Annotated in this window: 19 protein-coding genes; 11 read left to right on the top strand and 8 right to left on the bottom strand. The window is 60.8% G+C overall.

Annotation, left to right across the window (positions count from 1 at the left end; translation table 11 throughout):
* The first annotated feature begins 169 nt into the window (after positions 1 to 169).
* The 3 genes from HXW87_RS05415 to HXW87_RS05425 all read left to right on the top strand — a co-directional run bounded on the left by HXW87_RS05415 (position 170) and on the right by HXW87_RS05425 (position 3,966).
* Entirely contained in the window at positions 170 to 2,098 is a 1,929-nt protein-coding gene (locus HXW87_RS05415) for an ATP-dependent DNA helicase RecQ (protein ID WP_182403397.1), read from the top strand.
* A gap of 148 nt (positions 2,099 to 2,246) precedes the next feature.
* Entirely contained in the window at positions 2,247 to 3,473 is a 1,227-nt protein-coding gene (locus tag HXW87_RS05420) for a 3-hydroxyacyl-CoA dehydrogenase (RefSeq protein WP_047290822.1), read from the top strand.
* A 61-nt stretch (positions 3,474 to 3,534) separates the two neighbouring features.
* Complete coding sequence (locus tag HXW87_RS05425) at positions 3,535 to 3,966, top strand: thioesterase family protein (protein WP_121183125.1); 432 nt, start codon at positions 3,535 to 3,537, stop codon at positions 3,964 to 3,966.
* A gap of 64 nt (positions 3,967 to 4,030) precedes the next feature.
* On the opposite strand, the gene HXW87_RS05430 is transcribed toward HXW87_RS05425, so the two are convergent.
* The 3 genes from HXW87_RS05430 to fdhD form a co-directional block, all read right to left on the bottom strand.
* Positions 4,031 to 4,510, bottom strand: a complete 480-nt coding sequence (locus HXW87_RS05430; RefSeq protein WP_047290823.1) for a glycine zipper domain-containing protein — start codon at positions 4,508 to 4,510, stop codon at positions 4,031 to 4,033.
* Between the two features lie 346 nt (positions 4,511 to 4,856).
* Positions 4,857 to 7,205, bottom strand: coding sequence for an FdhF/YdeP family oxidoreductase (locus tag HXW87_RS05435; RefSeq protein WP_239778545.1), 2,349 nt, complete (start codon positions 7,203 to 7,205; stop codon positions 4,857 to 4,859).
* Positions 7,202 to 8,041 (bottom strand): formate dehydrogenase accessory sulfurtransferase FdhD, encoded by an 840-nt coding sequence (fdhD, locus tag HXW87_RS05440; RefSeq protein WP_239778546.1) that lies wholly within the window; start codon positions 8,039 to 8,041, stop codon positions 7,202 to 7,204. Before fdhD ends, HXW87_RS05435 begins: the two co-directional genes overlap by 4 nt.
* A 235-nt stretch (positions 8,042 to 8,276) precedes the next feature.
* On the opposite strand from fdhD, the gene lysM reads away from it, so the two are divergent.
* Positions 8,277 to 8,717 (top strand): peptidoglycan-binding protein LysM, encoded by a 441-nt coding sequence (gene lysM / locus HXW87_RS05445; protein WP_027611221.1) that lies wholly within the window; start codon positions 8,277 to 8,279, stop codon positions 8,715 to 8,717.
* Positions 8,718 to 8,820: 103 nt separating this feature from the next.
* Here the strand turns inward: lysM and yrfG are convergent, their stop codons facing one another.
* Complete coding sequence (gene yrfG, locus HXW87_RS05450; protein ID WP_047290827.1) at positions 8,821 to 9,483, bottom strand: GMP/IMP nucleotidase; 663 nt, start codon at positions 9,481 to 9,483, stop codon at positions 8,821 to 8,823.
* 88 nt (positions 9,484 to 9,571) lie between these two features.
* On the opposite strand from yrfG, the gene nudE reads away from it, so the two are divergent.
* Together nudE and cysQ are read left to right on the top strand one after the other, a co-directional pair.
* Entirely contained in the window at positions 9,572 to 10,138 is a 567-nt protein-coding gene (gene nudE, locus HXW87_RS05455; protein ID WP_239778547.1) for an ADP compounds hydrolase NudE, read from the top strand.
* A gap of 11 nt (positions 10,139 to 10,149) precedes the next feature.
* Complete coding sequence (cysQ, locus tag HXW87_RS05460; RefSeq protein ID WP_047290828.1) at positions 10,150 to 10,977, top strand: 3'(2'),5'-bisphosphate nucleotidase CysQ; 828 nt, start codon at positions 10,150 to 10,152, stop codon at positions 10,975 to 10,977.
* Between the two features lie 85 nt (positions 10,978 to 11,062).
* Here the strand turns inward: cysQ and HXW87_RS05465 are convergent, their stop codons facing one another.
* From HXW87_RS05465 to rfbC, 4 genes are read right to left on the bottom strand one after another with little or no spacing between them, the layout of a single operon-like run.
* Positions 11,063 to 11,518 carry a YiiD C-terminal domain-containing protein gene (locus tag HXW87_RS05465; RefSeq protein WP_095667804.1) on the bottom strand — a complete coding sequence of 152 codons (456 nt, stop codon included), beginning with the start codon at positions 11,516 to 11,518 and terminating at the stop codon, positions 11,063 to 11,065.
* A complete protein-coding gene (locus HXW87_RS05470; RefSeq protein WP_047290830.1) occupies positions 11,515 to 12,900 on the bottom strand; it encodes a sigma-54 dependent transcriptional regulator in 1,386 nt (461 codons plus the stop codon). Before HXW87_RS05470 ends, HXW87_RS05465 begins: the two co-directional genes overlap by 4 nt.
* Positions 12,897 to 14,705, bottom strand: coding sequence for an ATP-binding protein (locus HXW87_RS05475; RefSeq protein WP_041071297.1), 1,809 nt, complete (start codon positions 14,703 to 14,705; stop codon positions 12,897 to 12,899). Before HXW87_RS05475 ends, HXW87_RS05470 begins: the two co-directional genes overlap by 4 nt.
* 42 nt (positions 14,706 to 14,747) lie before the next feature.
* Positions 14,748 to 15,293, bottom strand: a complete 546-nt coding sequence (gene rfbC / locus HXW87_RS05480; RefSeq protein WP_047290831.1) for a dTDP-4-dehydrorhamnose 3,5-epimerase — start codon at positions 15,291 to 15,293, stop codon at positions 14,748 to 14,750.
* A gap of 146 nt (positions 15,294 to 15,439) precedes the next feature.
* On the opposite strand from rfbC, the gene HXW87_RS05485 reads away from it, so the two are divergent.
* From HXW87_RS05485 to HXW87_RS05505, 5 genes are all read left to right on the top strand, one after another.
* Positions 15,440 to 18,352 (top strand): aminotransferase, encoded by a 2,913-nt coding sequence (locus HXW87_RS05485; protein ID WP_239778548.1) that lies wholly within the window; start codon positions 15,440 to 15,442, stop codon positions 18,350 to 18,352.
* 234 nt (positions 18,353 to 18,586) lie between these two features.
* Positions 18,587 to 19,693: an agmatine deiminase gene (aguA, locus tag HXW87_RS05490; protein ID WP_047290833.1), complete on the top strand. Its 1,107-nt coding sequence runs from the start codon at positions 18,587 to 18,589 to the stop codon at positions 19,691 to 19,693.
* 244 nt (positions 19,694 to 19,937) lie between these two features.
* Positions 19,938 to 20,150, top strand: a complete 213-nt coding sequence (locus tag HXW87_RS05495; RefSeq protein WP_047290834.1) for a hypothetical protein — start codon at positions 19,938 to 19,940, stop codon at positions 20,148 to 20,150.
* 236 nt (positions 20,151 to 20,386) lie between these two features.
* On the top strand, positions 20,387 to 21,055 hold the full coding sequence (locus HXW87_RS05500) for a DsbA family protein (protein ID WP_047290836.1): 669 nt from the start codon (positions 20,387 to 20,389) through the stop codon (positions 21,053 to 21,055).
* Between the two features lie 296 nt (positions 21,056 to 21,351).
* The gene (locus tag HXW87_RS05505) at positions 21,352 to 22,638 is read left to right on the top strand and encodes an OprD family porin (protein WP_041071313.1); all 1,287 of its coding nucleotides are present in this window, start codon (positions 21,352 to 21,354) and stop codon (positions 22,636 to 22,638) included.
* The last annotated feature ends 137 nt before the right edge of the window (positions 22,639 to 22,775 follow it).

The raw sequence follows: 22,775 nt of genomic DNA on the forward strand, positions 1-22,775 counted from the left end.
CTGCCTTGCGGTCAGGCCGGCGAGAGGCAAATTGTTTCCTTTGTTTGATCCGGTGGCATCTGCCCCGGCGCTGTATCATTCCGTATCGAATTGACCCCGACCTTTTCTCGACTCGCTGTGATCGCCCGCTAGGCTGTTGACATCACAGCGGTCAACGGAGTGACAGCGCATGCACCACACCCTGGAACAGGTTTTCGGTTATCCACAGTTTCGACCCGGGCAGGAAGCGGCAATCAGCGCTGTATTGGCCGGGCGCTCGGCGGCGGCGATTTTCCCCACCGGGTCCGGCAAGTCACTGTGCTATCAAGTGCCGGCACTGTTGCTGCCGCATCTGACCCTGGTGGTGTCGCCGCTGTTGGCGTTGATGCAGGATCAACTGGCATTCCTCAAGCGTCACGGTATCAGTGCCGGCAGCATCGATTCGGCGCAAAGTCGCGATGATGCCAGTGACGTGATGGCCCGCGCCCGTTCGGGTGAATTGAAGATTCTGATGATTTCGGTGGAGCGTCTGAAGAACGAGCGTTTCCGCAACTTTTTGCAGCAGGTGCCGATCTCGTTGCTGGTGATTGACGAAGCGCACTGTATCTCGGAATGGGGCCACAACTTTCGCCCCGACTATTTGAAGCTGCCGGACTATCAGCGCCAGTTCAACATTCCGCAAACCCTGCTGTTGACGGCTACGGCGACGCCGAAAGTCGTCGCCGACATGCAGGCCAGATTCGCCATCGCCGCCGCTGATGTGGTGACCACCGGCTTCTATCGACCCAACCTCAATCTGCTGGTGGAACCGGTACGCGGCGAGGACAAACGCCGGCGCCTGGTGGAGTGGATGAGCGAGCGTCCAGGCCAGCCGGGCATTGTCTACGTGACGCTGCAGAAAACCGCCGAACACATCGCCGAGCATCTGGGGCGTAACGGCATACAGGCCCAGGCCTATCACGCCGGTTTGCCCAATGATCAGCGCGAGGCGATTCAGAAGGAATTCATGGCCGGGCAGTCCAATTGCATCGTCGCAACCATTGCCTTCGGTATGGGGATCGACAAGAGCGACATCCGCAACGTGGTGCATTTCGATCTGCCGAAATCCATCGAAAACTACAGTCAGGAAATCGGTCGCGCCGGACGCGACGGGCAGCCGTCGGATTGCCTGGTGCTGGCCAACCGCGACAGCCTCAACGTGCTGGAAAACTTCGTCTACGGCGATACCCCGGAGCGTGAAGGGATTCGTTGTGTGCTGGAAGAAATGCAGGCTGCCGCAGCCGAAGGGCAGTGGGAGTTTCTGCTCGGGCCGCTGGCCGATCAGAGCAACATTCGCGCGTTGCCGCTGAAAACTCTACTGGTGCAAATGGAGCTGCGCGGTTTGATCGCGCCGCGCTATGCCTATTACGCCGAATACCGTTTCAAATACCTGCTGGAGCCGGAAGCCTTGCTTGAGCATTTCGACGGTGAGCGCAGGGATTTTGTCGCGGCCATCATCCACACCTCCAGTCGCGCACGCACCTGGGCCACGGTGAATTTCGAAGCGATGTACACGCAGTATTCGGCTGAGCGCAACCGGGTGGTGAAGGCGCTGGATTACTTTCAGGAGAAGGGCTGGGTCGAGCTTGAGAGCAAGCAGATGACCGAGGTCTACAACGTGCTGCACAGTGATTTCGACAGCGCTGTTTTGAGCGCCGAATTGCATGCGTATTTTACCCGGCATGAACAGGCTGAAATAACGCGGATTCACGCCATGCTCGATCTGTTCGGCACTGAGCGCTGCCTGGGCCATCGCCTGGCCGAACACTTCGGCGATCACAACGCCCCCGAGCGATGCGGGCACTGTTCGGTGTGTCACGGTGCTATCGCGCGCCTTCCGGCGCCTCCCGAGTTGCCAGCGCTTGTGGATAAAAACTTCGCGGTGCTGTGCGGTGATTTTATCCACAGGCACGAACAGCACACTGGCAGTGTGCCGACGGCGGAGCGGCTGACGCGGTTTCTGTGCGGGATAAATGTGCCGTTGTTCACCAGGTTAAAGGCACGGACGATTTCGGGGTATGCGGCGCTGGAGGAGTATCCGTACGCCGAGGTTCGCAGTTGGGCTCAAGAACACCTCTGATATGTCGGCAGTTCCTGCAGTGTGCGGTTTCAGGGCGATTGGGGGTTATCCATGCGCTGAATGTTGCTCATCACGGGAATAAACTTCAAAAACGTCCGGTGCCTGACTATGGTGAAGGCTGTCTTTGGATCGCCAACAAGAGAACAACATGAGCCAGACATCCTTCGATATTCAGCAAGCTGCCGTGATCGGCGCGGGCACCATGGGCCGCGGCATTGTCATGTGCCTGGCCAATGCTGGCATCGCCGTGCAGTGGGTCGATAACAATCCACAGATGCTTGAACAGGCACTGGCGACGGTGGCCGACACCTATGCACACAATGTGCGCCAGGGCCGGATCGATCAGGTCGAAGCCGACGCACGACTTGCCCGGATCAGCGCGGCGGCGGATTACCCGGCGATTCGCAATGTCGATCTGGTGATCGAAGCGGTATACGAAAACCTTGAGCTCAAGCAGAAGATCTTTCGCGAGCTGGATGGCCTGCTCAAGCCTGAGGCGTTGTTGGCGAGTAACACTTCGGCGCTGGATATCGACGCGATTGCTGCTGCGACTCGACGTCCGTCGCAAGTGCTCGGCCTGCATTTCTTCAGCCCTGCGCACATCATGAAACTGCTGGAAATCGTCCGTGGGGCACAGACTTCGCCGCCTGCACTGGAAGCGGCGCTGGCGCTGGGCAAGCGCATGGGCAAGGTCAGTGTGGTGTCGGGCAACTGCCACGGCTTTATCGGCAATCGCATGCTGCATCCGTACGTGCTGGAGGCGCGCAAGATGCTGCTCGAGGGCGCTTATCCACAACAGGTGGATGCGGCGCTGCAGGGGTTCGGTTTCGCCATGGGGCCGTTCCGCATGTATGACGTCGTCGGTATTGATCTGGAATGGCGCGCACGCGAGCTGGCCGGCAAGGGGCAGGATGCGCCGGAGGTTCAGGTGGACAACCGTTTGTGCGAGATGGGCCGCTTCGGGCAGAAATCCGGCAATGGTTATTATCACTATGAGCCGGGCAGTCGACAGGCCGAGCCTGATCCCGAAGTCGATGCACTGGTGCTGCGGGTCAGCGAAGGGCTGGGCTTCCAGCGCCGCGCGATCGGTCCGGAGGAGATTCTGGAGCGTTGCCTGCTGGCGCTGGTCAACGAGGGCGCAAAGATTCTTCAGGAAGGCATTGCCGGGTCGGCCCATGACATTGATCTGGTGTACCTGAACGGCTACGGCTTCCCGGCCGACAAGGGCGGTCCGATGGCCTGGGCGGATCAGCAGGGGCTGGCGGACATTCATCAGCGCTTGCTGGCACTGCAAACGCGGCAGGGTGATCAGTGGCAACCGGCGCGCTTGATTGGCGAGCTGGCGGCTCAGGGCAAGGGGTTTGCCGAACGCTGATTGCTAGAGCCACCACGGTTTCGCCTTTAGACTGCTCGCAAAACTTCCTGGATCAATGCTGATGTCCAACCCGATGCCACAACGCTCCGATTACCCGCATTTCCAGCCGGTCACCACGCGCTGGCACGACAACGACGTCTACGGGCATGTGAATAACGTCACCTATTACAGTTTCTTCGACACTGCAGTGAATACCTACCTGATCCAGGTCGGCGGCCTGGATATTCATGACGGCGAGGTGGTGGGGTTTGTGGTCAGTTCGGCTTGTGACTACTTTGCCTCGATTGCTTTTCCGGACTTGATCGAGATCGGTCTGCGGGTCGGCAAACTGGGCAACAGTTCGGTGCAATACGAACTGGCAGTGTTCAAGGTCGGTGAAACTGAGGCCTGTGCGGCGGGGCGTTTCGTCCATGTATTCGTGGACCGGAGGAGCAATCAGCCGGTGCCGATTCCAGGCAGATTGCGTGACGCGCTGGAGCGTCTGGTGGTTTGAACCAGAGCAAAAAAAATCGCAGCCCTTGGGCTGCGATTTTTGCTTTCCCGCTTAACGCAACGGATTAGTCGCGATAGTAGCGGTGATGCTTGCGGTGGCCGTAAGCGTGGCCACGGCCAGGATGGCGGTCGCGGTAGTAGCGACGGTCGTCGCGGCCGCGATCGTAATGACGACCTTCGTCACGGCTTTCGTTACCCATGTAGTTGCCCAGCGCGCCACCGGCGCCGCCACCTGCTGCGGCGCCGATCAGGCTGCCGGTGGTGCCGCCCATGCTGCGGCCGACCACGTTACCGCCGGCTGCGCCCAGCGCACCACCAATGGCGGCTTCGCCACGGCTGTGCTTGTTGGCGCCGACCGCGCTACCACCCGCGCCGCCCAGGGCTGCGCCAATGGTTGAACCTGTATTGCCGCCTAAAGACTGACCGACGACCGAGCCAAGAACCCCGCCCAATGCGCCGCCCACACCTGCTTCGGTGGTGCCTCCGGCAGAAGCGAAGCCACTGACCAGGCCAAGGGACAACAAGAGAATCGAGGAGAACTTCATAGAGGAGCCTCAAAGGGATGACGGCGCGATCCTGAGGCTCTGTACCAAGACTGACAATCGAAATCCGACGAATAACACGACTTGTATACAATTATGCAAGTTGCTGTTTTGTATGCGGAACTTAAGCGATTTTCGCCGGTCTTTAGCTACTTCGGACAGGCCGTTTTTGAGAAAAAGCGGCCTTTTTTGTGGGCGTTCGAAAGCTTCAGGAACCAGAGACTCAACACAGATTCTTTGGCGGGGGGCTTGCTCCCGCCGGGCCGCGAAGCGGCCCCAAAAAATGCAAAACGGAGGGAGTCCTGCGGCCTCCAGCGGGAGCAAGCTCCCTCGCCACAGGGCCGCGAGTTCAAGCGGATTTGGCCATGATCAAACCCGTCTCGCTCGCCGCCTCAAGGCGGATCGCAATGAACTTCGACGTCGGCGTATGGCTGCCATCGCCGGTGCTCTCCAGCGGCACCAGCGGATTCACTTCCGGATAGTAAGCCGCCGCCTGACCCGCCGGAATATCAAACGCCAGCAAGGTAAAGCCCTTCACCCGACGTTCACGGCCATCGTCCCACAGCGACACAATGTCCGCCTTCTGCCCGGGACGGAAGCCCAGACGAATGATGTCGGCCTCGTTGGCGAACAGCACATCGCGCTGGCCCTTGACCCCACGATAACGGTCGTCGAGGCCATAGATGGTGGTGTTGTACTGATCGTGGGAGCGCATCGATTGCAGGATCAGGTCCGGCAGTTGCCCGGTGGCGCGGGTGCGTTCGTGCACCAGATCCTTGGGCAGCCGGTTGGCGCGGAAATTGGCCCGGCCCGACGGGGTGTTCCACTTGCGTGCGCCAGCACTGTTGCCGAGGTAGAACCCACCTGGATTCTTGACCTTCTCATTGAAGTCCTTGAAGCCTGGAATGGTATCGGCGATCAGGTCGCGGATGCGCCCGTAATCGGCCACCAGCCAGTTCCAGTCCACCGGTTTGCTGCCCAGCGTGGCGGCGGCGATCCCGGCAATGATCGCCGGTTCCGAGCGCATCTGGTTCGACAGCGGCTGCAACTGGCCATTGGAGGCGTGGACCATGCTGAACGAGTCTTCCACGGTGACTGCTTGCGGGCCTTCGGTCTGGATGTCGATGTCGGTGCGGCCGAGGCACGGCAGGATCAGCGCGTCCTTGCCGTGGGCCAGGTGGCTGCGATTGAGCTTGGTGCTGATCTGTACCGTGAGGTCGCAGTTGCTCAGCGCCGCGAAGGTGCGCGGACTGTCTGGCGTGGCCTGGGCGAAGTTGCCGCCCAGACCGATGAAGACCTTGGCGCGGCCCTCGGCCATGGCGTGGATCGCCTCGACCACGTTGTGCCCGTTGTCACGCGGCACCTTGAACTGGAAACGCCGCTCAAGAGCGTCGAGGAACATCACCGGTGGGCGCTCGTTGATGCCCATGGTGCGGTCGCCCTGCACGTTACTGTGACCGCGTACCGGGCACAGGCCGGCCCCGGGTTTGCCGACGTTGCCGCGCAGCAGCATCAGGTTGGCGATTTCCTGGATGGTCGGCACCGAGTGACGATGCTGGGTGATACCCATCGCCCAGCACATGATCACATTCTTGCCTTTGGCGTACATGCGCGCCGCTTGTTCGATTTCGACCAGGGTCAGGCCGGACTGCGCGACGATCTGCTCCCACGGTGTGTCATCCACCACGCCGAGATACTCCAGCACGTTGGTGCTGTGGGCATTGAGGAAGTCGTGATCGAACACCGCAGGTTCACCGGCCTTCTGCGCATCGCGTTCCCACTGCAGAAGAAACTTGGCCATGCCGCGCAGCACCGCCATGTCGCCGCCCAGTGCCGGACGGAAGTACGCGGTGTTGGTCGGTTTGTCGCCATTGGTGAGCATTTCCAGCGGATGCTGTGGATGCTGGAAACGTTCCAGACCGCGCTCTTTCAGCGGGTTGATGCACACCACTTGTGCGCCGCGCTTCACGGCTTCGCGCAGCGGCTCGAGCATCCGTGGGTGGTTGGTGCCGGGGTTCTGGCCCCAGACGAAAATTGCATCGGCGTGTTCGAAGTCGTCGAAGGTGACCGTGCCTTTGCCGACGCCAACGCTCTGCGCCAACGCCACGCCGCTGGCCTCGTGGCACATGTTCGAGCAGTCGGGGAAGTTGTTGGTGCCGTAGGCACGCACGAACAGTTGATACAGGTACGCCGCTTCGTTGCTGGCGCGGCCCGAGGTGTAGAACTCGGCTTGATCCGGGCTCGACAACGCTTGCAGGTGCTTGCCGATCAGGGCGAAGGCGTCGTCCCAGGCGATCGGCTTGTAGCGATCGGTCTGGGCATCGTAGACCATCGGCTCGGTCAGGCGGCCCTGGTACTCCAGCCAATAGTCGCTCTGCTCCAGCAACGACGTGACGCTGTGTTTGGCGAAGAACTTGCCATCCACTCGACGCTTGGTCGCTTCCCAGTTCACCGCTTTGGCGCCGTTCTCGCAGAACTTGACCATGCCGCTTTCCGGCGAATCGCCCCAGGCACAGCCCGGGCAGTCGAAGCCGCCGTTCTGGTTGGTCTTGAGCATCATGCGCAGGTTTTTCAGCGCGTTGTCGCTGGTCAACCAGGCCTGAGCCACACTGATCAGTGCACCCCAGCCGCCGGCAGGGCCCTTGTAAGGCTTGTAGCGCGGGACAGGTTTCTGGTCGGCTTGATGATGTTGGCTCACGCTTGGTTCTCCATCGCTGGGCTATAGACCCGCGGCGCATTCTTCTGCGGCAGGTGGATGAGATTGAGGTTGTGGCGGCGGGCCCATTGCACGGCAAGGCCGGTGGGCGCGGACAGGCTGACCAGCGTCTGGATCCCGGCGCGCAACACTTTCTGGATCAATTCGAGACTGCACCGGCTGGTGACAATCGCCAGGCCGCCGTCGGTGGAAATCTTCTGGCGGATCAGCCCGCCAATCAGCTTGTCGAGGGCGTTGTGCCGACCGATGTCTTCACGGCCCAGCAGCAATTCACCGCTGGCGTTCATGAACACTGCGGCGTGTACCGCACCGCAGTGCTGGCCGAGGGGCTGGAACGCGCCGATGCGCTGGCGCAGACCGTCGAGCCATGCGGCGGGCGGCAGCGGTGCGCCGGGCAGGACTTGCAGATCGGGCAGGGCTTGCTCGACCGCTTCAACGCCGCACAGACCGCAGCCGCTGGTGCCGGCCAGTTGTCGGCGCTGTTGTTTGAGGTTCCAGAAAGCGCGGTTGGCAATGGTCACTTGCGCGTATTGCGCCGAGCCGGCGCCAGTCAATTGCAGGTCATAAATGTCGCTGGCGTCTACGATGATGCCGCTGCCGAGGCTGAAACCGACGATGAAATCTTCCAGATCCGTCGGCGTCACCAGCATCACCGCCTGACTGATGCCGTTGTAGGCGATCGCCAGCGCGACTTCCTCGGCGAGCGCGGTGCTGGCCGATTCCACAAAGGGCAGATCGCTGTAACTGTAGGTCTGGCTGGCGGCGGGCGCGGGCGTTTGAAGTGCAGGCGCCGCGCAAGTGGGGCGCTTGGCGTTCATGGCATCACCGACGGATTGATCAACGCTAAGACTAGGCGCGGCAACTTGTCGCGTCTAATCGCTACTGTCGATCTATTGATAGACGCCGTCGATCAAGCAAGGGGCCGCGATCTGCGGGACGCGCGCCAGACGCTTGAGCCAGCGGCGGAGCCGGGTCATTGGTCGGGCTGGAACCGGGTCCGGCAAACGTGGTCTAGGCTTGGACGTCTGGAATCCAAATCAAGGAGTGTGCGCCATGAGTCTGTTGAGCTTTGTGAAAGAGGCCGGTGAGAAACTGATCGATCTGCTGACCCCTGGTAATGCCAATGCCAGCGAGCAGTTGAAGGAACACATCAGCAAGGTCGGGCTGGGCAACCCGAATGTTCAGGCAACCGTGGATGGCGACAAGGTCACAGTGACCGGTGAGGTAGCGAGCCAGGAGGAGAAGGAAAAAATCCTGCTGGCGGTGGGTAATATCGAAGGCGTGGGCAGTGTTGATGATCAGATCACGGTGACCGGGCCGGTTGTGGCTGCGGCACGTTTTGTCGTAGTGAAGAAGGGCGATACCCTCAGCGCGATTTCCCTGGCGGTGTATGGCAATGCCAACCAGTACAACAAGATTTTCGAAGCCAACAAACCGATGCTCAAGGACGTGAACAAAATCTATCCGGGCCAGACCCTGCGTATCCCGGAATAACTCACACCCCCTGCAGGCGCTGCCGAAGGCAGCGATCTTTTGATCTTGTTTTTTAAACAATCAAAGTCAAAAGATCGCAGCCTTCGGCAGCTCCTACAGGAAATCAGAGTCCCTGAATCAAATCGCGGTAATCCTCAACCGCCGCAAACTCGGCCGTGTCCTTCGGCCCCTTGCGACTGTCCGGCTCTTTCACCGCCAACAAATGCGTCACACCAAATTCCCGCGCACTGCGCAGAATCGGCAACGTATCGTCGATGAACAGACTGCGCGCCGGATCAAAATCGATATCCGCCTGCAAGGCATCCCAGAACTGCGGGTTCTCTTTGGGATAACCGTAATCATGTGAGCTGATCAGCCGTTCGAAATAGGGCGCCAGTTCGACTCGCTCCAGTTTCAGCGACAGTGAATCGCGATGCGCATTGGTGATCATGATCACCCGTTTGCCGGCCTCTTTGATCGCCTGCAGAAAGGTGTCGGCATCCGGACGCAGCGCGATCAGGTGCGCGGTCTCCCGTTTCAGTTCACGTACCGAAAGCTTCAGTTCGGTGCTCCAGAAATCCAGGCAGTACCACTGCAGCTGCCCGGCATGGCGCTCGAACAACGGCTGCAGTTCCATATCGGCCAGGGCCCGGCTCACTCCGTGCAGATCGGCGTAGCGTTGTGGCAGGTGTTCCAGCCAGAAGTGGTTGTCGAAGTGCAGGTCCAGCAACGTACCGTCCATGTCCAGCAGGACGGTATCGATGTCAGACCACGGTAAAGAAGGCATGGCAACGTCTCGAGCGGTAGAAAGATATCCGACACAAACAATCGGGAAAGCCGCGTTATAGTAGCGCGTTCACGCCAAGGAGCTTTGCATGCGCCAGAAACCCACTGTACTCGCCCGCGAGATTGTCGCCACCAGTCGCCTGTTTTGCGTCGAAGAACTGAAGCTGCGTTTTTCCAACGGCGTGGAACGCACCTACGAGCGTCTGGTGGGCAAAGGCGCGGGCTATGGCGCAGTGATGATCGTGGCAATGCTCGACAGTGAACACGCGGTGCTGGTCGAGGAGTACTGCGGCGGCACTGATGAATACGAATTGTCCTTGCCCAAAGGCTTGATCGAGCCGGGCGAGGATGTGCTGGCCGCGGCCGAGCGCGAGCTCAAGGAAGAGGCCGGTTATGGCGCTCGTCAGTTGGAGCATCTGACCGAGTTGTCGCTGTCGCCCGGTTACATGAGCCAGAAGATTCAGGTGGTACTGGCCACCGATCTGTACGAGGAGCATCTGGAGGGCGACGAACCCGAGCCGATGCGGGTCGACAAGGTCAACCTGCGTGAGCTGGCGGCGCTGGCGCAGAATCCGCAATTTTCCGAAGGTCGCGCCTTGGCGGCGTTGTACCTGACCCGCGATCTGCTGGGGCAGCGCGGGTATTTTCAGTCATGAGTGAGATATCGATGAAGTTTCCCCATCCGTTAATGGCGCCAGTGGTGACGTTGGCCTTGCAGGCTGGCGAGGCGATTCTGCCGTTCTGGCGCTCTGGCGTGGAAGTCACCGCCAAGTCCGATGATTCACCGGTGACCGCAGCGGACATGGCCGCGCACCACGTGATCGTCGCCGGGCTGACCGCGCTGGACTCCAGTATTCCGATTCTGTCCGAGGAAGACGCCAACATTCCGCAGAGCGTGCGCGCCGGGTGGCAGCGCTGGTGGCTGGTGGATCCGCTGGATGGCACCAAGGAGTTCATCAGCGGCAGCGAAGAATTCACCGTCAACATCGCCCTGATCGAAAACGGGCGGGTGGTGTTTGGTGTGGTGTCGATGCCGACCAATGGCCGCTTCTATGTCGGCGGTGCCGGTCTCGGCGCGTGGCGTGGGGACCAGGGTGGTTCGCCGGTGGCGATTCAGGTGCGTGACGCGCTCGCGCCCGGTGAAGCGTTTACCGTGGTGGCGAGCCGTCGCCACTCCAGTGCGGAGCAGGAACGTCTGCTCGCCGGTTTGAGCGCCAGCCTGGGCGAGTTGCAACTGGCAAACATCGGCAGTTCGCTGAAGTTTTGTCTGTTGGCTGAAGGGGCGGCGGATTGTTATCCGCGATTGGCGCCGACTTCGCAATGGGACACTGCGGCAGCGCAGGGCGTGCTCGAAGGTGCAGGCGGCGAGGTGCTGGATCTGCAGGGCGACGCGTTCTGTTATCCAGCGCGGGAATCGCTGCTCAATGAGTTCTTTCTGGCGTTGCCGGCGAAAGCGGCTTGGCGTTCAAGACTGTTGGAGCTGGCTCGCTCCTGAGATCAAAAGATCGCAGCCTGCGGCAGCTCCTACAGGGGATTTCGCATCTCCCAGCAGGAACTGCCGAAGGCTGCGATCTTTTGCTTCAGCGGTGCAAAACGTACTGCCCGCTGAACGTCACAGCATCTTCATCACTCCCGGTGTTGACGATTCGCGTATTGAGCGTCAACCGTGCGCGCCCATAGCGCTGATACATCGCCAGAAACTTCTTCCAGACGGCTGCCTGCGGGGCCGGGCAAATCGCCGTGGCATCACCGGTCACGGGCAGCGGATAGCTGATTTGCCCTTCCTGAATCACGATATGCCCGTCTTCAATGCCTTCTTCCTTCAGGCGCAGGTGCAGCCAGCCCCAACCCGCCAGCACCGCGCCGCAGTAGAGACTGCCGCCGAACATGGTGCTCTTGTGATTGACGTTCGGCTCCAGCGGCAAGTGCAGACTCAACTGCTGCTCGTGCCAACCGAGGACCTTGAGGCCCATCTCGCGGGTCAGGGGAATGTCGTGATGCAGCACCGATTCCAGATAGCGACTGTCGCGGCTCATTCGGCTTCGTCTCCATGGGTGTTACTGTCGGCGAAATTCAAGCCGTGCTTGCGCAGTTTGTCGTGCAGGGTCTTGCGCGGAATGCCCAGGGCTTCGGCGAGGCTGCGCACCGAACTGTGGGAGCGCGCCAGTTCGGCGGCAATCAACGATTTCTCGAAGTTTTCCACTTGCTCGCTCAGGCCGCCACTGATGACTTCCACGGCGCTGCCGCCGCCTTCACTTCCACTGTTGTCCAGCGCCAGCTCCAGACCGAGGGCGAAACGCTCGGCGGCGTTCTGCAGTTCGCGCACATTGCCGGGCCAGGTGTGGCGCAACAGCAAGGCGCGTTGCGCCGGTTGCAGTTCGTGCGGCGGCAGACCATGGCGGGCGCTGGCTTCGTCGGCGTAATGCTGGAACAGCACCAGCGCATCTTCGCCGCGTTCGCGCAGTGGCGGAATGCGCAGCGGCGCCACGTTCAGACGGTAATACAAGTCGGCCCGGAAGCGTCCTTGATCGGCGGCTTGCCGCAGGTCTTCCTTGGTCGCGGCGATGACGCGGATGTCCAGCGGGATCAACTGATTGCCACCCAGCCGTTCTACAACCCGCTCTTGCAGCATGCGCAGCAGTTTCACCTGCACGTCCATGCTCATGCTTTCGATTTCATCGAGGAACAGCGTGCCGCCGTTGGCGAATTCGAACTTACCGATCCGGCGTTTCTGCGCCCCGGTGAACGCGCCCGGCTCATGCCCGAACAGCTCGCTTTCGACCACCGATTCGGCCAGGGCGCCGGCGTTGATCGCCACGAACGGGCCGTTGCGCCGGCTCGACAAATCGTGCAGCGCACGGGCCACGACCTCTTTGCCGGCGCCGGTTTCACCGAGAATCAACACGTCGGCCTTGGTCGCCGCCAGTGCGCCGATCTGCTCGCGCAGGCGCAGCATCGGCGCCGAATGGCCGACCAGTCGCGCGCTCAATTCGTTACGGTCGCTGAGGGCCAGACGCAGGCTGCGGTTGTCCAGCACCAGCCGACGCAGGGCGAGGGCGCGGCGCACGCTGTCGAGCAGGGCATCGCTGGCGAACGGTTTTTCCAGAAAGTCATAGGCGCCGGCCCGCATCGCCTGCACTGCCAGCGGCACGTCGCCGTGGCCGGTGATCAGCAGCACCGGCAGCTCCGGATCCTGAGCGTGCAATTCGCTCAACAGTTCCAGGCCGTCCATGCCTGGCATGCGGATGTCGCTGACCACCACGCCGGGCCAGTCACGCTCCAGTTGCGCGGCGAGACCTTTGGCTTCGGACAGCGGAAGGATTTTCAGGCCGGCGAGGTCCAGGGTCTGGCCGAGGGCCTGACGCAGGTGCGGATCGTCGTCGATCAACACCACCTGAATGCGATTGTCGATGGTCATGCACTTCGATCCTCGGACGGTTGCAGGCTGACCCCGGGTGCACCGGCGCGCAGCCGCAGGGTGATCAAGGCGCCGCCTTGCTTGTGGTTGGCGAACGACAGTTCGCCGCCGAAGGCGCGCATCAGGGTTTCACAGATCGCCAGCCCCAGACCAAGGCCCTGAGTGCGGGTCTTGGTGGTGTAGAAGGGCTCGCTGGCGCGGCCGAGGGCTTCCATGCAAAAGCCCGGGCCGTTGTCGCGAATGTACAGATTGACGCCTTCGGCCGTGGATTCGGCACTCAGCCACAGTTTGCGCGGCGGGCCTTTTTCGGTCAGCGCATCGAGGGCGTTGGCCAGCAGATTGCCGAGCACCTGGCGCAGTCGGGTTTCTCCGGCCTCGACCCACAGGGTGGCGGCGGGCAGGTCGCGGATCAGCTCGACTTCCATGCTGCGGCGCCGCTTGGCCAGCAATGCCAATGCATCATCCAGCGCCGGTTGCAGGGCGACGCTTTCCGGAGCATGACGGTCGCGGCGGGCGAAGGCACGCAGGTGGGCGATGATCGAGGCCATGCGCCCGGTCAGTTCGCTGATCAGTTTGAGGTTGCCACGGGCGTCTTCGGTGCGTTGGTGATCAAGCAGCACTTCGGCGTTTTCCGCGTAACTGCGGATCGCCGCCAGCGGCTGGTTGAGCTCGTGGCTGATGCTCGCCGACATCGTGCCCAGTGCCGAGAGTTTGCCGGCCTGGACCAGATCGTCCTGAGCCCGTACCAGCTCCTGCTGCGCCTGTTCGCGCTCCAGCACTTCCTGCTTGAGGCGGCGGTTGAGACCTTCCAGATCGCTGGTCCGCTCCGCCACCCGGCCTTCGAGTTCACGGCGGGCCTTGGCTTCGAAGGCAATACGTTCCAGGTAATGTCGACGGCGCTGCATCATCAAACCGAGCAGGAGCATCACCACCAACAGCGTGGCGCCACCGATGGCGACAACGGTGCGCACCGGGCGATCGATCAGCGTGCGCGGGGCAAGGATGCTGACGCTCCAGCCGGTTTCGGCGATGTTCACGGTCTGCGTCAGCCAGGCGTTTTCGCTGAGGTTCAGCGGACGCGGCTCGCGGGTCGGATAGGGCAGGATCGCGGTGATCGCCGAGCGCTCGGTGTCGCTCAATGTCCGGGTCGAACGAAAACGCCACTCCGGGCGCGAGGTGAGGATGACCACGCCGTTATGGTCGGTCACCAACAGTTGTTCCGGGGTTTTGCCCCACAGACTTTCGGTGTGATCGAGGTCGACCTTGATCACCAGTACGCCGATGATTTTTTCGCCATTGCGCACGGCGGCGGCGAAGAAATAACCGCGTTTGGCCGACGTAGTGCCGAGGCCGAAGAAGCGTCCCAGACGCCCAGCCATGGCTTCGCTGAAATACGGACGGAAAGCGAAATTGCGTCCGACGAAACTGTCGTGTTTGTCCCAGTTCGACGCCGCCAGGGTCTGGCCGCTGGTGTCCATCAGGTACATGACTTCGGCGCCGGTCTGTGCGGCGATGTTTTTCAGCAGGCGGTTGGCATTGCCCTGGGTAACGCCGTCGTCCGGTGCGCCGAGTACGGCGCGCAGGGCCGGCAGGTCGCCGAGAATCTGCGGCAACACTTCATAACGGTGCAGGGTACCCAGCAGGTTGGCGACGTAGAGGTCGAGGGTCTGGCGGTTTTGCCCGGCCAGTTCACTGCGGTAATAGCGCTCGGCCAGATGCTCAAGCGGCCATAGCAGCGGCGCCAGACACAGGGCCAGCAGGGCGAGGCTGCGCCAGCGGGGTCTGCGGGGAAGGGTAGGTTTCATGAGCCGGATGCGCCTGTAGTGACAGGCGCATTATGCCCAGGCTCAGGCGAAGACGTCAGCGTCCTTGAGCAGCGCGCCGACCTGATCCTTGGCCGACAGCTTCGGCGCTTCGTCCAGTTGCCAGTCGATGCCCAGCGCGGGGTCGTCCCAGCGAATGCTGCGCTCGGACGATGGATCGTAGTAGTTGGTGGTCTTGTAGAGGAATTCGGCGAACTCGCTCAGTACCACGAAGCCATGGGCGAAGCCTTCCGGCACCCACAATTGGCGGTGGTTCTCGGCCGACAGGCGTACGGCAACCCATTTGCCGAAGTGCGGCGAGCTGCGGCGAATGTCCACCGCCACATCAAGCACTTCGCCGGCAGTGACCCGAACCAGTTTGCCCTGGGTATTTTGCAGCTGGTAATGCAGACCGCGCAGCACGCCTTTCTGCGAGCGCGAATGGTTGTCTTGCACGAACTGGGTGTCCAGACCGGTCGCTTCCTGGAACGCCTTGGCGTTGAAACTCTCGTAGAAGAAGCCGCGCTCGTCACCAAATACCTTGGGTTCGATGATCAGAACACCGGGCAGATCGGTGGTGATTACATTCATGAGGTTTTTCCAGATAGGTGTGAATGGCCGACATTCTTGCGCAAAGTGCCGGCGGATGCGAGCGCTTGAATATCTCCGGTCGGGGGTTGCGCATCGTCTGTAGCAATGGCGATATAGGCGCCTAATAAAATTTCAGGGGTCGTCCCATGCCGCTTGCCACGTTGATTCATCGCGCCAGTTTGCCCAGCCCACAGGTCTCTGAGGCGCAGGCCCGGCAGTGGTTGGCGGAGCATTACGGGCTCAGCGGCACGTTACAGGCGCTGGGCAGTCAGCAGGATCTGAACTATCGGGTCGACAGTGAACTCGGGCGCTTTGTCCTGAAAATCTGCCGCGGCGACTATGCACTGGTGGAGTTGCAGGCTCAGCATGCAGGCCTCAAATACCTTGCCGAACACTCGTCAGTGCACGTACCCCGGGTGATCCCGGCCAGCAATGGCGCGGATCTGCTGTCGCTGGACTCCGATGGCGAGCCCGTGCATGTGCGGCTGCTGGACTACATCGAAGGTCAGCCGCTGACGCATCTTGATCACTTGGGACACGATGTGGTGGCCGGTTTCGGTCAGCTGTGTGGCGAGATGGATCTGGCCCTGGCCGGCTTCGATCACCCGGGCCTGCAGCGCACGCTGCAATGGGACGCGCGCCATGCCAGTGCGCTGATCAGCCACCTGCTGCCGGTGATCAACGATGAACGCCAGCGCGCACTGATCGCAGGCGCCGCCGAGCAGGCCGAACGTCGCTTGCAGCCGTTGCAGGACAAGCTGCCGGTGCAGGCGATCCACATGGACATCACTGACGATAATGCGGTCTGGCAACGCGATGCCAAGCGTCATTGGCAATTGCAGGGCGTGATCGACTTCGGTGATCTGGTGCGCACCTGGCGCATCACTGACCTGTCGGTGACGTGCGCGGCGCTGCTGCACCATGCCGGCGGCGATCCGTTTGTGATTCTGCCGGCGGTGCAGGCCTATCACGCGGTCAATCCGCTGCAACATGAAGAGCTGCTGGCGTTGTGGCCGTTGATCGTGGCGCGGGCGGCGGTGCTGGTGCTCAGTGGCGAGCAACAGGTCAGCATCGATCCGGGCAACACCTATAGCCGCGACAACCTTGAACATGAGTGGGAAATCTTCCACGTAGCGACTTCGGTGCCGCTGGCGCTGATGGAGGCGGCGATTCTCACGGCAGTCGGCCAGCCGCTGCCGGCCATTGGCGGTGAAGGTTTCGCGCCGCTGCTGCCGGAACTGGTCGGGCGGGAGTTTGCGCTGATCGATCTTGGCGTCCTGAGTCCGCACTTCGAAGCGGGCAACTGGGAGCAACCGGGCATTGATCAACGGTTGCTGACCGAAGCCGCTGCCGCGCATGGTCTGGCGGCGAGCCGTTACGGACAATATCGCCTGTCGCAGACGCGATCGGACAGTGCGGTCGAGCCCCAGACGTTTCCGCTGCACGTTGAGTTACGCGTGCCGCAGGGTTCGGCGGTGGAAGCGCCGTTTGCCGGTGTGCTGCATCACGCGGCGGACGGTGTGTTGCAACTCGACGGACCCCAGCTCAGCGTGCGCCTGTGGGGTGTGAGCGCCTCGCTGCACAGTGGCGCGGCGCTGGTCAAAGGTCAGGTGCTGGGTTCGGTCGAAGGCCCGTTGAAGGTGCAGTTGAGCCGCGTTGCGTCGCTGGATGCGCCATTGTTCTGCAGCCCTTCGCGCGCGGCCGCGTGGCAGGCATTGTGTCCTTCGCCAGCCACGCTGCTCGGGCTGGCCTGCGATGCCGAACCGGAGCTGGACGCCAAAACCCTGCTCGAACGACGTGACGTCAGTTTCGCCCGCACGCAAAAACATTATTACGTCGATCCACCGCGCATCGAGCGTGGCTGGCGCAATCACCTGATCGACATGCAGGGCCGTTCCTACCTCGACATGCTCAACAACGTCGCAGTGCTTGGCCATGGTCATCCGCGCATGGCGCAGGTGGCGGCGCGGCAGTGGTCGCTGCTCAACACCAACTCGCGCTTCAACTATGCGGCGGTGGCGGAGTTTTCCGAGCGTTTGCTGAAACTGGCGCCGGAAGGCATGGACCGGGTGTTTCTGGTCAACAGCGGCAGTGAGGCCAACGACTTGGCGATCCGGCTGGCGTGGGCCTACAGCGGCGGCCGCGACATGCTCAGCGTGCTGGAGGCCTATCACGGCTGGACGGTCGGCGCCGATGCAGTGTCGACGTCGGTTGCCGACAACCCGCGAGCGCTGGAAAGCCGTCCGGACTGGGTACATCCGGTGACCGCACCGAATATCTATCGTGGCGAATTCCGTGGCCTGGATTCTGCGCCGGATTATGTACGCAGCGTCGAAACGCAATTGGCGAAAATCGCCGCGCAGGGGCGTCAACTGGCCGGGTTCATCTGCGAGCCGGTGTATGGCAACGCTGGCGGTATCTCGCTGCCGCCGACTTATCTGAAACAGGTCTATGCGCTGGTACGGGCCCAGGGCGGGGTGTGCATCGCCGACGAAGTTCAGGTCGGTTACGGGCGCATGGGCCACTTCTTCTGGGGCTTCGAAGAGCAAGGCGTGGTGCCGGACATCATCTGCATGGCCAAGGGCATGGGCAACGGTCAGCCGCTGGGCGCGGTGATCACGCGTCGGGAAATCGCCGAGGCACTGGAAGCTGAAGGTTATTTCTTCTCGTCGGCCGGCGGCAGTCCGGTGAGCTGCCAGATCGGCATGGCGGTGCTGGATGTGATGGAAGAAGAAAAGCTCTGGGAAAACGCCCGGGTGGTGGGCGGGCATTTCAAGGCGCGCCTGGAAGCCTTGATCGATAAACATCCGCTGGTGGGCGCGGTGCATGGTTCGGGTTTCTATCTGGGGGTGGAGCTGATCCGCAACCGCGAGACGCTGGAGCCGGCCACCGAGGAGACTACGCTGTTGTGCGATCGCCTGCGCGAGCTGGGGATCTTCATGCAGCCGACCGGGGATGACCTGAACATTCTCAAGATCAAACCGCCGATGGTCACCTCGCGGCGCAGTGTGGATTTCTTTGTCGACATGCTGGATCGGGTGCTCGAGGAAGGCCTCTAAACCAGACCCCTGTAGGAGCTGCCGCAGGCTGCGATCTTTAGATTTTGCTTTTGAAAAACAAGGTCAAAAGATCGCAGCCTGCGGCAGCTCCTACAGGGATTCGGATTTATATCGATAATTGTTGTTGGATTTTCGATGCTCGGTTGGTTGTTAGCTTTTAATGCCGATATTTATCGGTTATAAAGTCGCCATTGCTTCGCAACCCCCTCGACGGTTCCCAGGAGTCCTGATCCGATGACCACCTTGAAAAGTACCCCGCGTGACGATGGCTTCTACATGCCGGCCGAGTGGGCGCCGCAGACCCAGACCTGGATGATCTGGCCCGAGCGTCCGGACAACTGGCGCCTGGGTGGCAAGCCGGCGCAAGCCGCGCATGCGGCCGTGGCGAAAGCCATCGCGCGGTTCGAACCGGTGACGGTTGCCGTGTCGGCCGGTCAGTACGAGAACGCTCGTGCACGCCTCGATGTACCAAACATTCGGGTGGTCGAGATGTCCAGCGATGACGCCTGGGTGCGCGACAGCGGCCCGACTTTCGTCATCAACAACAGCGGCGAAGTGCGCGGTGTGAACTGGGATTTCAATGCCTGGGGCGGGTTTGAAGGCGGTCTGTATTCGCCGTGGAACCGTGATTCGCAGGTCGGTGGCAAGATCCTCGAAATCGAGCGCAGCCCGCGTTATCGCACCGAAGGTTTTGTGCTGGAAGGCGGTTCGATTCACGTCGACGGTGAAGGCACGCTGATCACCACCGAAGAGTGCCTGCTCAACCACAACCGCAATCCGCATCTGGGTCGCGAAGAGATCGAAGCGGTGCTGCGCGACAATCTGTCTGTGGATAAGATCATCTGGTTGCCGGATGGCCTGTTCAACGACGAAACCGACGGCCATGTGGATAACTTCTGCTGCTACGTGCGCCCGGGCGAAGTATTGCTGGCGTGGACCGACGATCCGCAGGATCCGAATTACCCGCGCTGCCAGGCCGCAATGAACGTGCTGCAAAGCAGCACCGACGCCAAGGGCCGCCCATTCACGGTGCACAAGATGCCGATTCCGGGGCCGCTGTACGCCACCGAAGAAGAGTGCGCCGGTGTCGATCCGGTGGACGGTACGCAGGAGCGCAACCCGTCCGTGCGCCTGGCCGGTTCCTACGTGAACTTCCTGATCGTCAACGGCGGCATCATCGCGCCGAGCTTCGACGATCCGATGGACGCGCCTGCGCGGGAAATCCTGCAGAAGCTGTTCCCGCAGCACGAAGTGGTGATGGTGCCGGGCCGCGAACTGTTACTGGGCGGCGGCAATATCCACTGCCTTACCCAACAGCAGCCAGCCCCGCACAAAGAGTGAGGTGAGACGTAACAGCCTGAGTTGATTAATAAATCACCCGGGCTGCAAGTTTTTTGCGATGGGTGCGAAGAAGCCCGCGGTCCTGCTGGACCGCGGGCTTCTTTGTATCCGCCTGTCGACAAATCGGAAACCTTGGCATAGCTCTTGTATCGGATAACGCGCACTAGGGAGGGGGGGAACTTCAACAGTTCTGTCATATACCTTGGATAACTTAGCCGCTCACGAACGGGGAGAGAGCGCTGAAATGAACGCCGAAGTGAACGTAATCAGCGAGCGGAATTTGCATCCCATGGTCGTAAACGGCGAATCGCTCCAGATTGTCGCGCACTTTTTGAAGTCCAATGGAACGCGTCAGATCAGGGAACCTGATCCGCGCCGGATGATGATTGAGCGCTATCCCGCTGACCTGTTCAGCGAGGCCGAACTGGAAGCGTTGTGGGCTGTGATGCAAGGATAAGAAAAACAACAAGGATTGGTAAAAGCGCTGCCGGGATGGCGGCGCTTTTTTATGCGCGATGGAAAACCATGGCGAACATTGAACCTGTGGGAGGGGCTTGAAGCGGTAGCCGAACAAGGCAACCCATTCGACCGATTCGCGAAACAGTCTGAGAGCCATTCCGGCGTTTTTCCCCAACACGCGTAGGAATAGTCTGCCGGCATCGAATTTTCCTGATTGGTTGCCGGAGTTCTCTCATGATCCTTCACTACATATACGATCCATTGTGCGGCTGGTGCTACGGCGCCAAACCGCTGGTGCAAGCGGCACAGCAAGTGCTGCCGGTCATTGCCCATGCGGGCGGAATGATGAGCGGCGCGAGCCGTCAGCGCGTTTCGCCGCAACTGCGTGATTACGTCATGCCCCACGACCGGCGCATCGCCGAATACACCGCGCAACCTTTTGGCGAGGCGTATTTCGAAGGTCTGCTGCGGGATCAATCGGCGGTTTTCGATTCGACGCCGCCGATCGCAGCGGTGATGGCGGCAGAGTCCATCGACGGCCGTGGCCTGCAATTGCTTGGGCGTTTGCAAACGGCGCATTACGTTGAGGGACGGCGGATTGCGGATGAATCCGTACTGTTCGAACTCGCCAGTGAGTTGGGCTACGCCGAGAACACCTTTGCGGCTGCGTTTAAATCCGTTGATACGACAGCGCATGTGAAAGCCAGCCGCGCACTCTTGGCGCAACTGGGCGGCCAGGGTTTTCCAACATTGGCGCTGGAGCAGGACGGGCAATTCACCCTGATCGACATCAGCCCATGGCTTGGCAAGCCGCAGTCTTTCGCCGACTGGTTGGGACAAGCGGCGGTCGCGGTTGAGCCGGGGCAATCCGCCGCGCAATGCGGTCTCGACGGCTGCGCGTAATCGAACTGGATTCACTGGCTGAGCGCATTTCCGAGCAATGCGCTATCGCAAAATTTACGATTCTTAGACGATTTTTACCTATTTAAAGACGATTCTTGAAATTGACACATTATTGAGGGCGCGGCTACGATTCGGCCCAACGCCTGTGGCCAACCGCCATGACTCAAGAATAATAAAAGGGCCCGACACGGTATAACCGTGGGCGGGTCTTTTTGTTTCGGGGTGAAAAAAGAGTGCAATAGCGCCGTTTCAGCCGTTCGACACAGCGCGTTTCAACCCGTAATAAGGAAAACAAAATGTTGAACAAGCGAATCAGTCTGATCGCACTGGGGATGTTGAGTGCCACACAGGCCATGGCTGACGGCCAGGCCGAGTCCAAGGGTTTTGTAGAAGACAGCAGCCTCAAAGTGCTGCTGCGCAATGCCTACATCAACCGTGATTACAAAGACGGCAACGCGGACAAATCCGAGTGGGGCCAAGCGGCTATCGGTACGTTCTCGTCCGGCTTCACCCAAGGCACCATCGGCGTGGGTGTCGATGCTTTCGGCCTGTACGCCCTGAACCTGGAACGCAGCGAAGATCGCAGCGGTGCCGGCGGTATCGACTTCTTCAAACGTGGCGACAGCGGCAAGCCTGCCAATGACCTGTCCAAGGGCGGCGCTGCGGTCAAATTCCGTCTGTCCAACACCGTGCTGACCTACGGTGACCAGATGCCGGCCCTGCCGGTGCTGAACTATGACAATTCGCGTCTGCTGCCGGAAAGCTACACCGGTACCTTGATCACTTCCAAAGAGATCAAAGGCCTGCAACTGGACGCCGGTCGTTTCACTGCCGAGTCGCGCAAAAGCGCTGAAGGCCGTGACAGCGGTGGTCTGAAGGCGATCAACGTGTTGGGCGGCAGCTATCAGTTCACCGAACAATTCAAGGCGGCGCTGTACGCTTCCGACGTCGAAGACGTGCTGAAGAAGCAATACGTGAACGCCAACTACGTGTTCCCGATCGACAAGGATCAGTCCCTGACCCTGGACTTCAACGGCTATCGCACCAAGCTGGACGACTCTTACGTCCGCGAAAGTGGCGCTACCGGTGATGACAACAAGATCTGGAGCCTGGCAGCAACGTTCGCCACCGGCCCGCACTCGTTCACCGTGGCGCATCAGCGCTCCACCGGCGACAGCAACCTGGGCTACGCTTACGGCGGCTATCAGAAAGAGCAAGGTCGTGTCGGTGACGGTGGCAACACCATCTACCTGGCCAACTCCTACTGGTCGGACTTCAACGCCGAAGACGAGCGCAGCTGGCAGTTGGGTTACGGCCTGGACTTCGGCGCATTCGGCGTACCGGGTCTGAGCTACAACTTCGCTTATGTGCGTGGCGACAACATCACCACCTCCACCAGCGAAGGCGGCACCGAGCGCGAGATTTTCAACCAGGTCAAATACGTCGTACAAAGTGGTCCGGCGAAAGACTTGAGCGTGAAATTGCGCAGCTCGATCCTGCGCGTGTCGCAGAAATCCAGCGAGTACAACGTCAGCGGCAACGAGTTGCGTGTATTCGTGGATTACCCGATCAACATCTTCTGATGAACGATCCGGTGTAAGAAACATGAGAAAACCCCGACTGGCTCGGGGTTTTTTTTCGAGGTCTTTTCTGCGAAAACCGGAAAAAACCCGTGTTTTTGTCACGTAAAAGTGGTTTTCAAGCGCCTTCAAGTACCATT

Origin of the sequence: Pseudomonas sp. Y5-11, assembly GCF_022368695.1 — a bacterium.
Taxonomy (GTDB): domain Bacteria; phylum Pseudomonadota; class Gammaproteobacteria; order Pseudomonadales; family Pseudomonadaceae; genus Aquipseudomonas; species Aquipseudomonas parakoreensis.

Coding starts and splice junctions, on each gene's coding strand:
- nudE (WP_239778547.1), top strand. CDS start 9,572: ATGCGCCAGAAACCCACTGTACTCGCCCGCGAGATTGTCGCCACCAGT.
- HXW87_RS05425 (WP_121183125.1), top strand. CDS start 3,535: ATGTCCAACCCGATGCCACAACGCTCCGATTACCCGCATTTCCAGCCG.
- HXW87_RS05415 (WP_182403397.1), top strand. CDS start 170: ATGCACCACACCCTGGAACAGGTTTTCGGTTATCCACAGTTTCGACCC.
- aguA (WP_047290833.1), top strand. CDS start 18,587: ATGACCACCTTGAAAAGTACCCCGCGTGACGATGGCTTCTACATGCCG.
- HXW87_RS05470 (WP_047290830.1), bottom strand. CDS start 12,900: ATGACCATCGACAATCGCATTCAGGTGGTGTTGATCGACGACGATCCG.
- cysQ (WP_047290828.1), top strand. CDS start 10,150: ATGAAGTTTCCCCATCCGTTAATGGCGCCAGTGGTGACGTTGGCCTTG.
- HXW87_RS05465 (WP_095667804.1), bottom strand. CDS start 11,518: ATGAGCCGCGACAGTCGCTATCTGGAATCGGTGCTGCATCACGACATT.
- HXW87_RS05485 (WP_239778548.1), top strand. CDS start 15,440: ATGCCGCTTGCCACGTTGATTCATCGCGCCAGTTTGCCCAGCCCACAG.
- HXW87_RS05475 (WP_041071297.1), bottom strand. CDS start 14,705: ATGAAACCTACCCTTCCCCGCAGACCCCGCTGGCGCAGCCTCGCCCTG.
- HXW87_RS05420 (WP_047290822.1), top strand. CDS start 2,247: ATGAGCCAGACATCCTTCGATATTCAGCAAGCTGCCGTGATCGGCGCG.
- HXW87_RS05505 (WP_041071313.1), top strand. CDS start 21,352: ATGTTGAACAAGCGAATCAGTCTGATCGCACTGGGGATGTTGAGTGCC.
- lysM (WP_027611221.1), top strand. CDS start 8,277: ATGAGTCTGTTGAGCTTTGTGAAAGAGGCCGGTGAGAAACTGATCGAT.
- HXW87_RS05495 (WP_047290834.1), top strand. CDS start 19,938: ATGAACGCCGAAGTGAACGTAATCAGCGAGCGGAATTTGCATCCCATG.
- HXW87_RS05500 (WP_047290836.1), top strand. CDS start 20,387: ATGATCCTTCACTACATATACGATCCATTGTGCGGCTGGTGCTACGGC.
- HXW87_RS05430 (WP_047290823.1), bottom strand. CDS start 4,510: ATGAAGTTCTCCTCGATTCTCTTGTTGTCCCTTGGCCTGGTCAGTGGC.
- fdhD (WP_239778546.1), bottom strand. CDS start 8,041: ATGAACGCCAAGCGCCCCACTTGCGCGGCGCCTGCACTTCAAACGCCC.
- yrfG (WP_047290827.1), bottom strand. CDS start 9,483: ATGCCTTCTTTACCGTGGTCTGACATCGATACCGTCCTGCTGGACATG.
- rfbC (WP_047290831.1), bottom strand. CDS start 15,293: ATGAATGTAATCACCACCGATCTGCCCGGTGTTCTGATCATCGAACCC.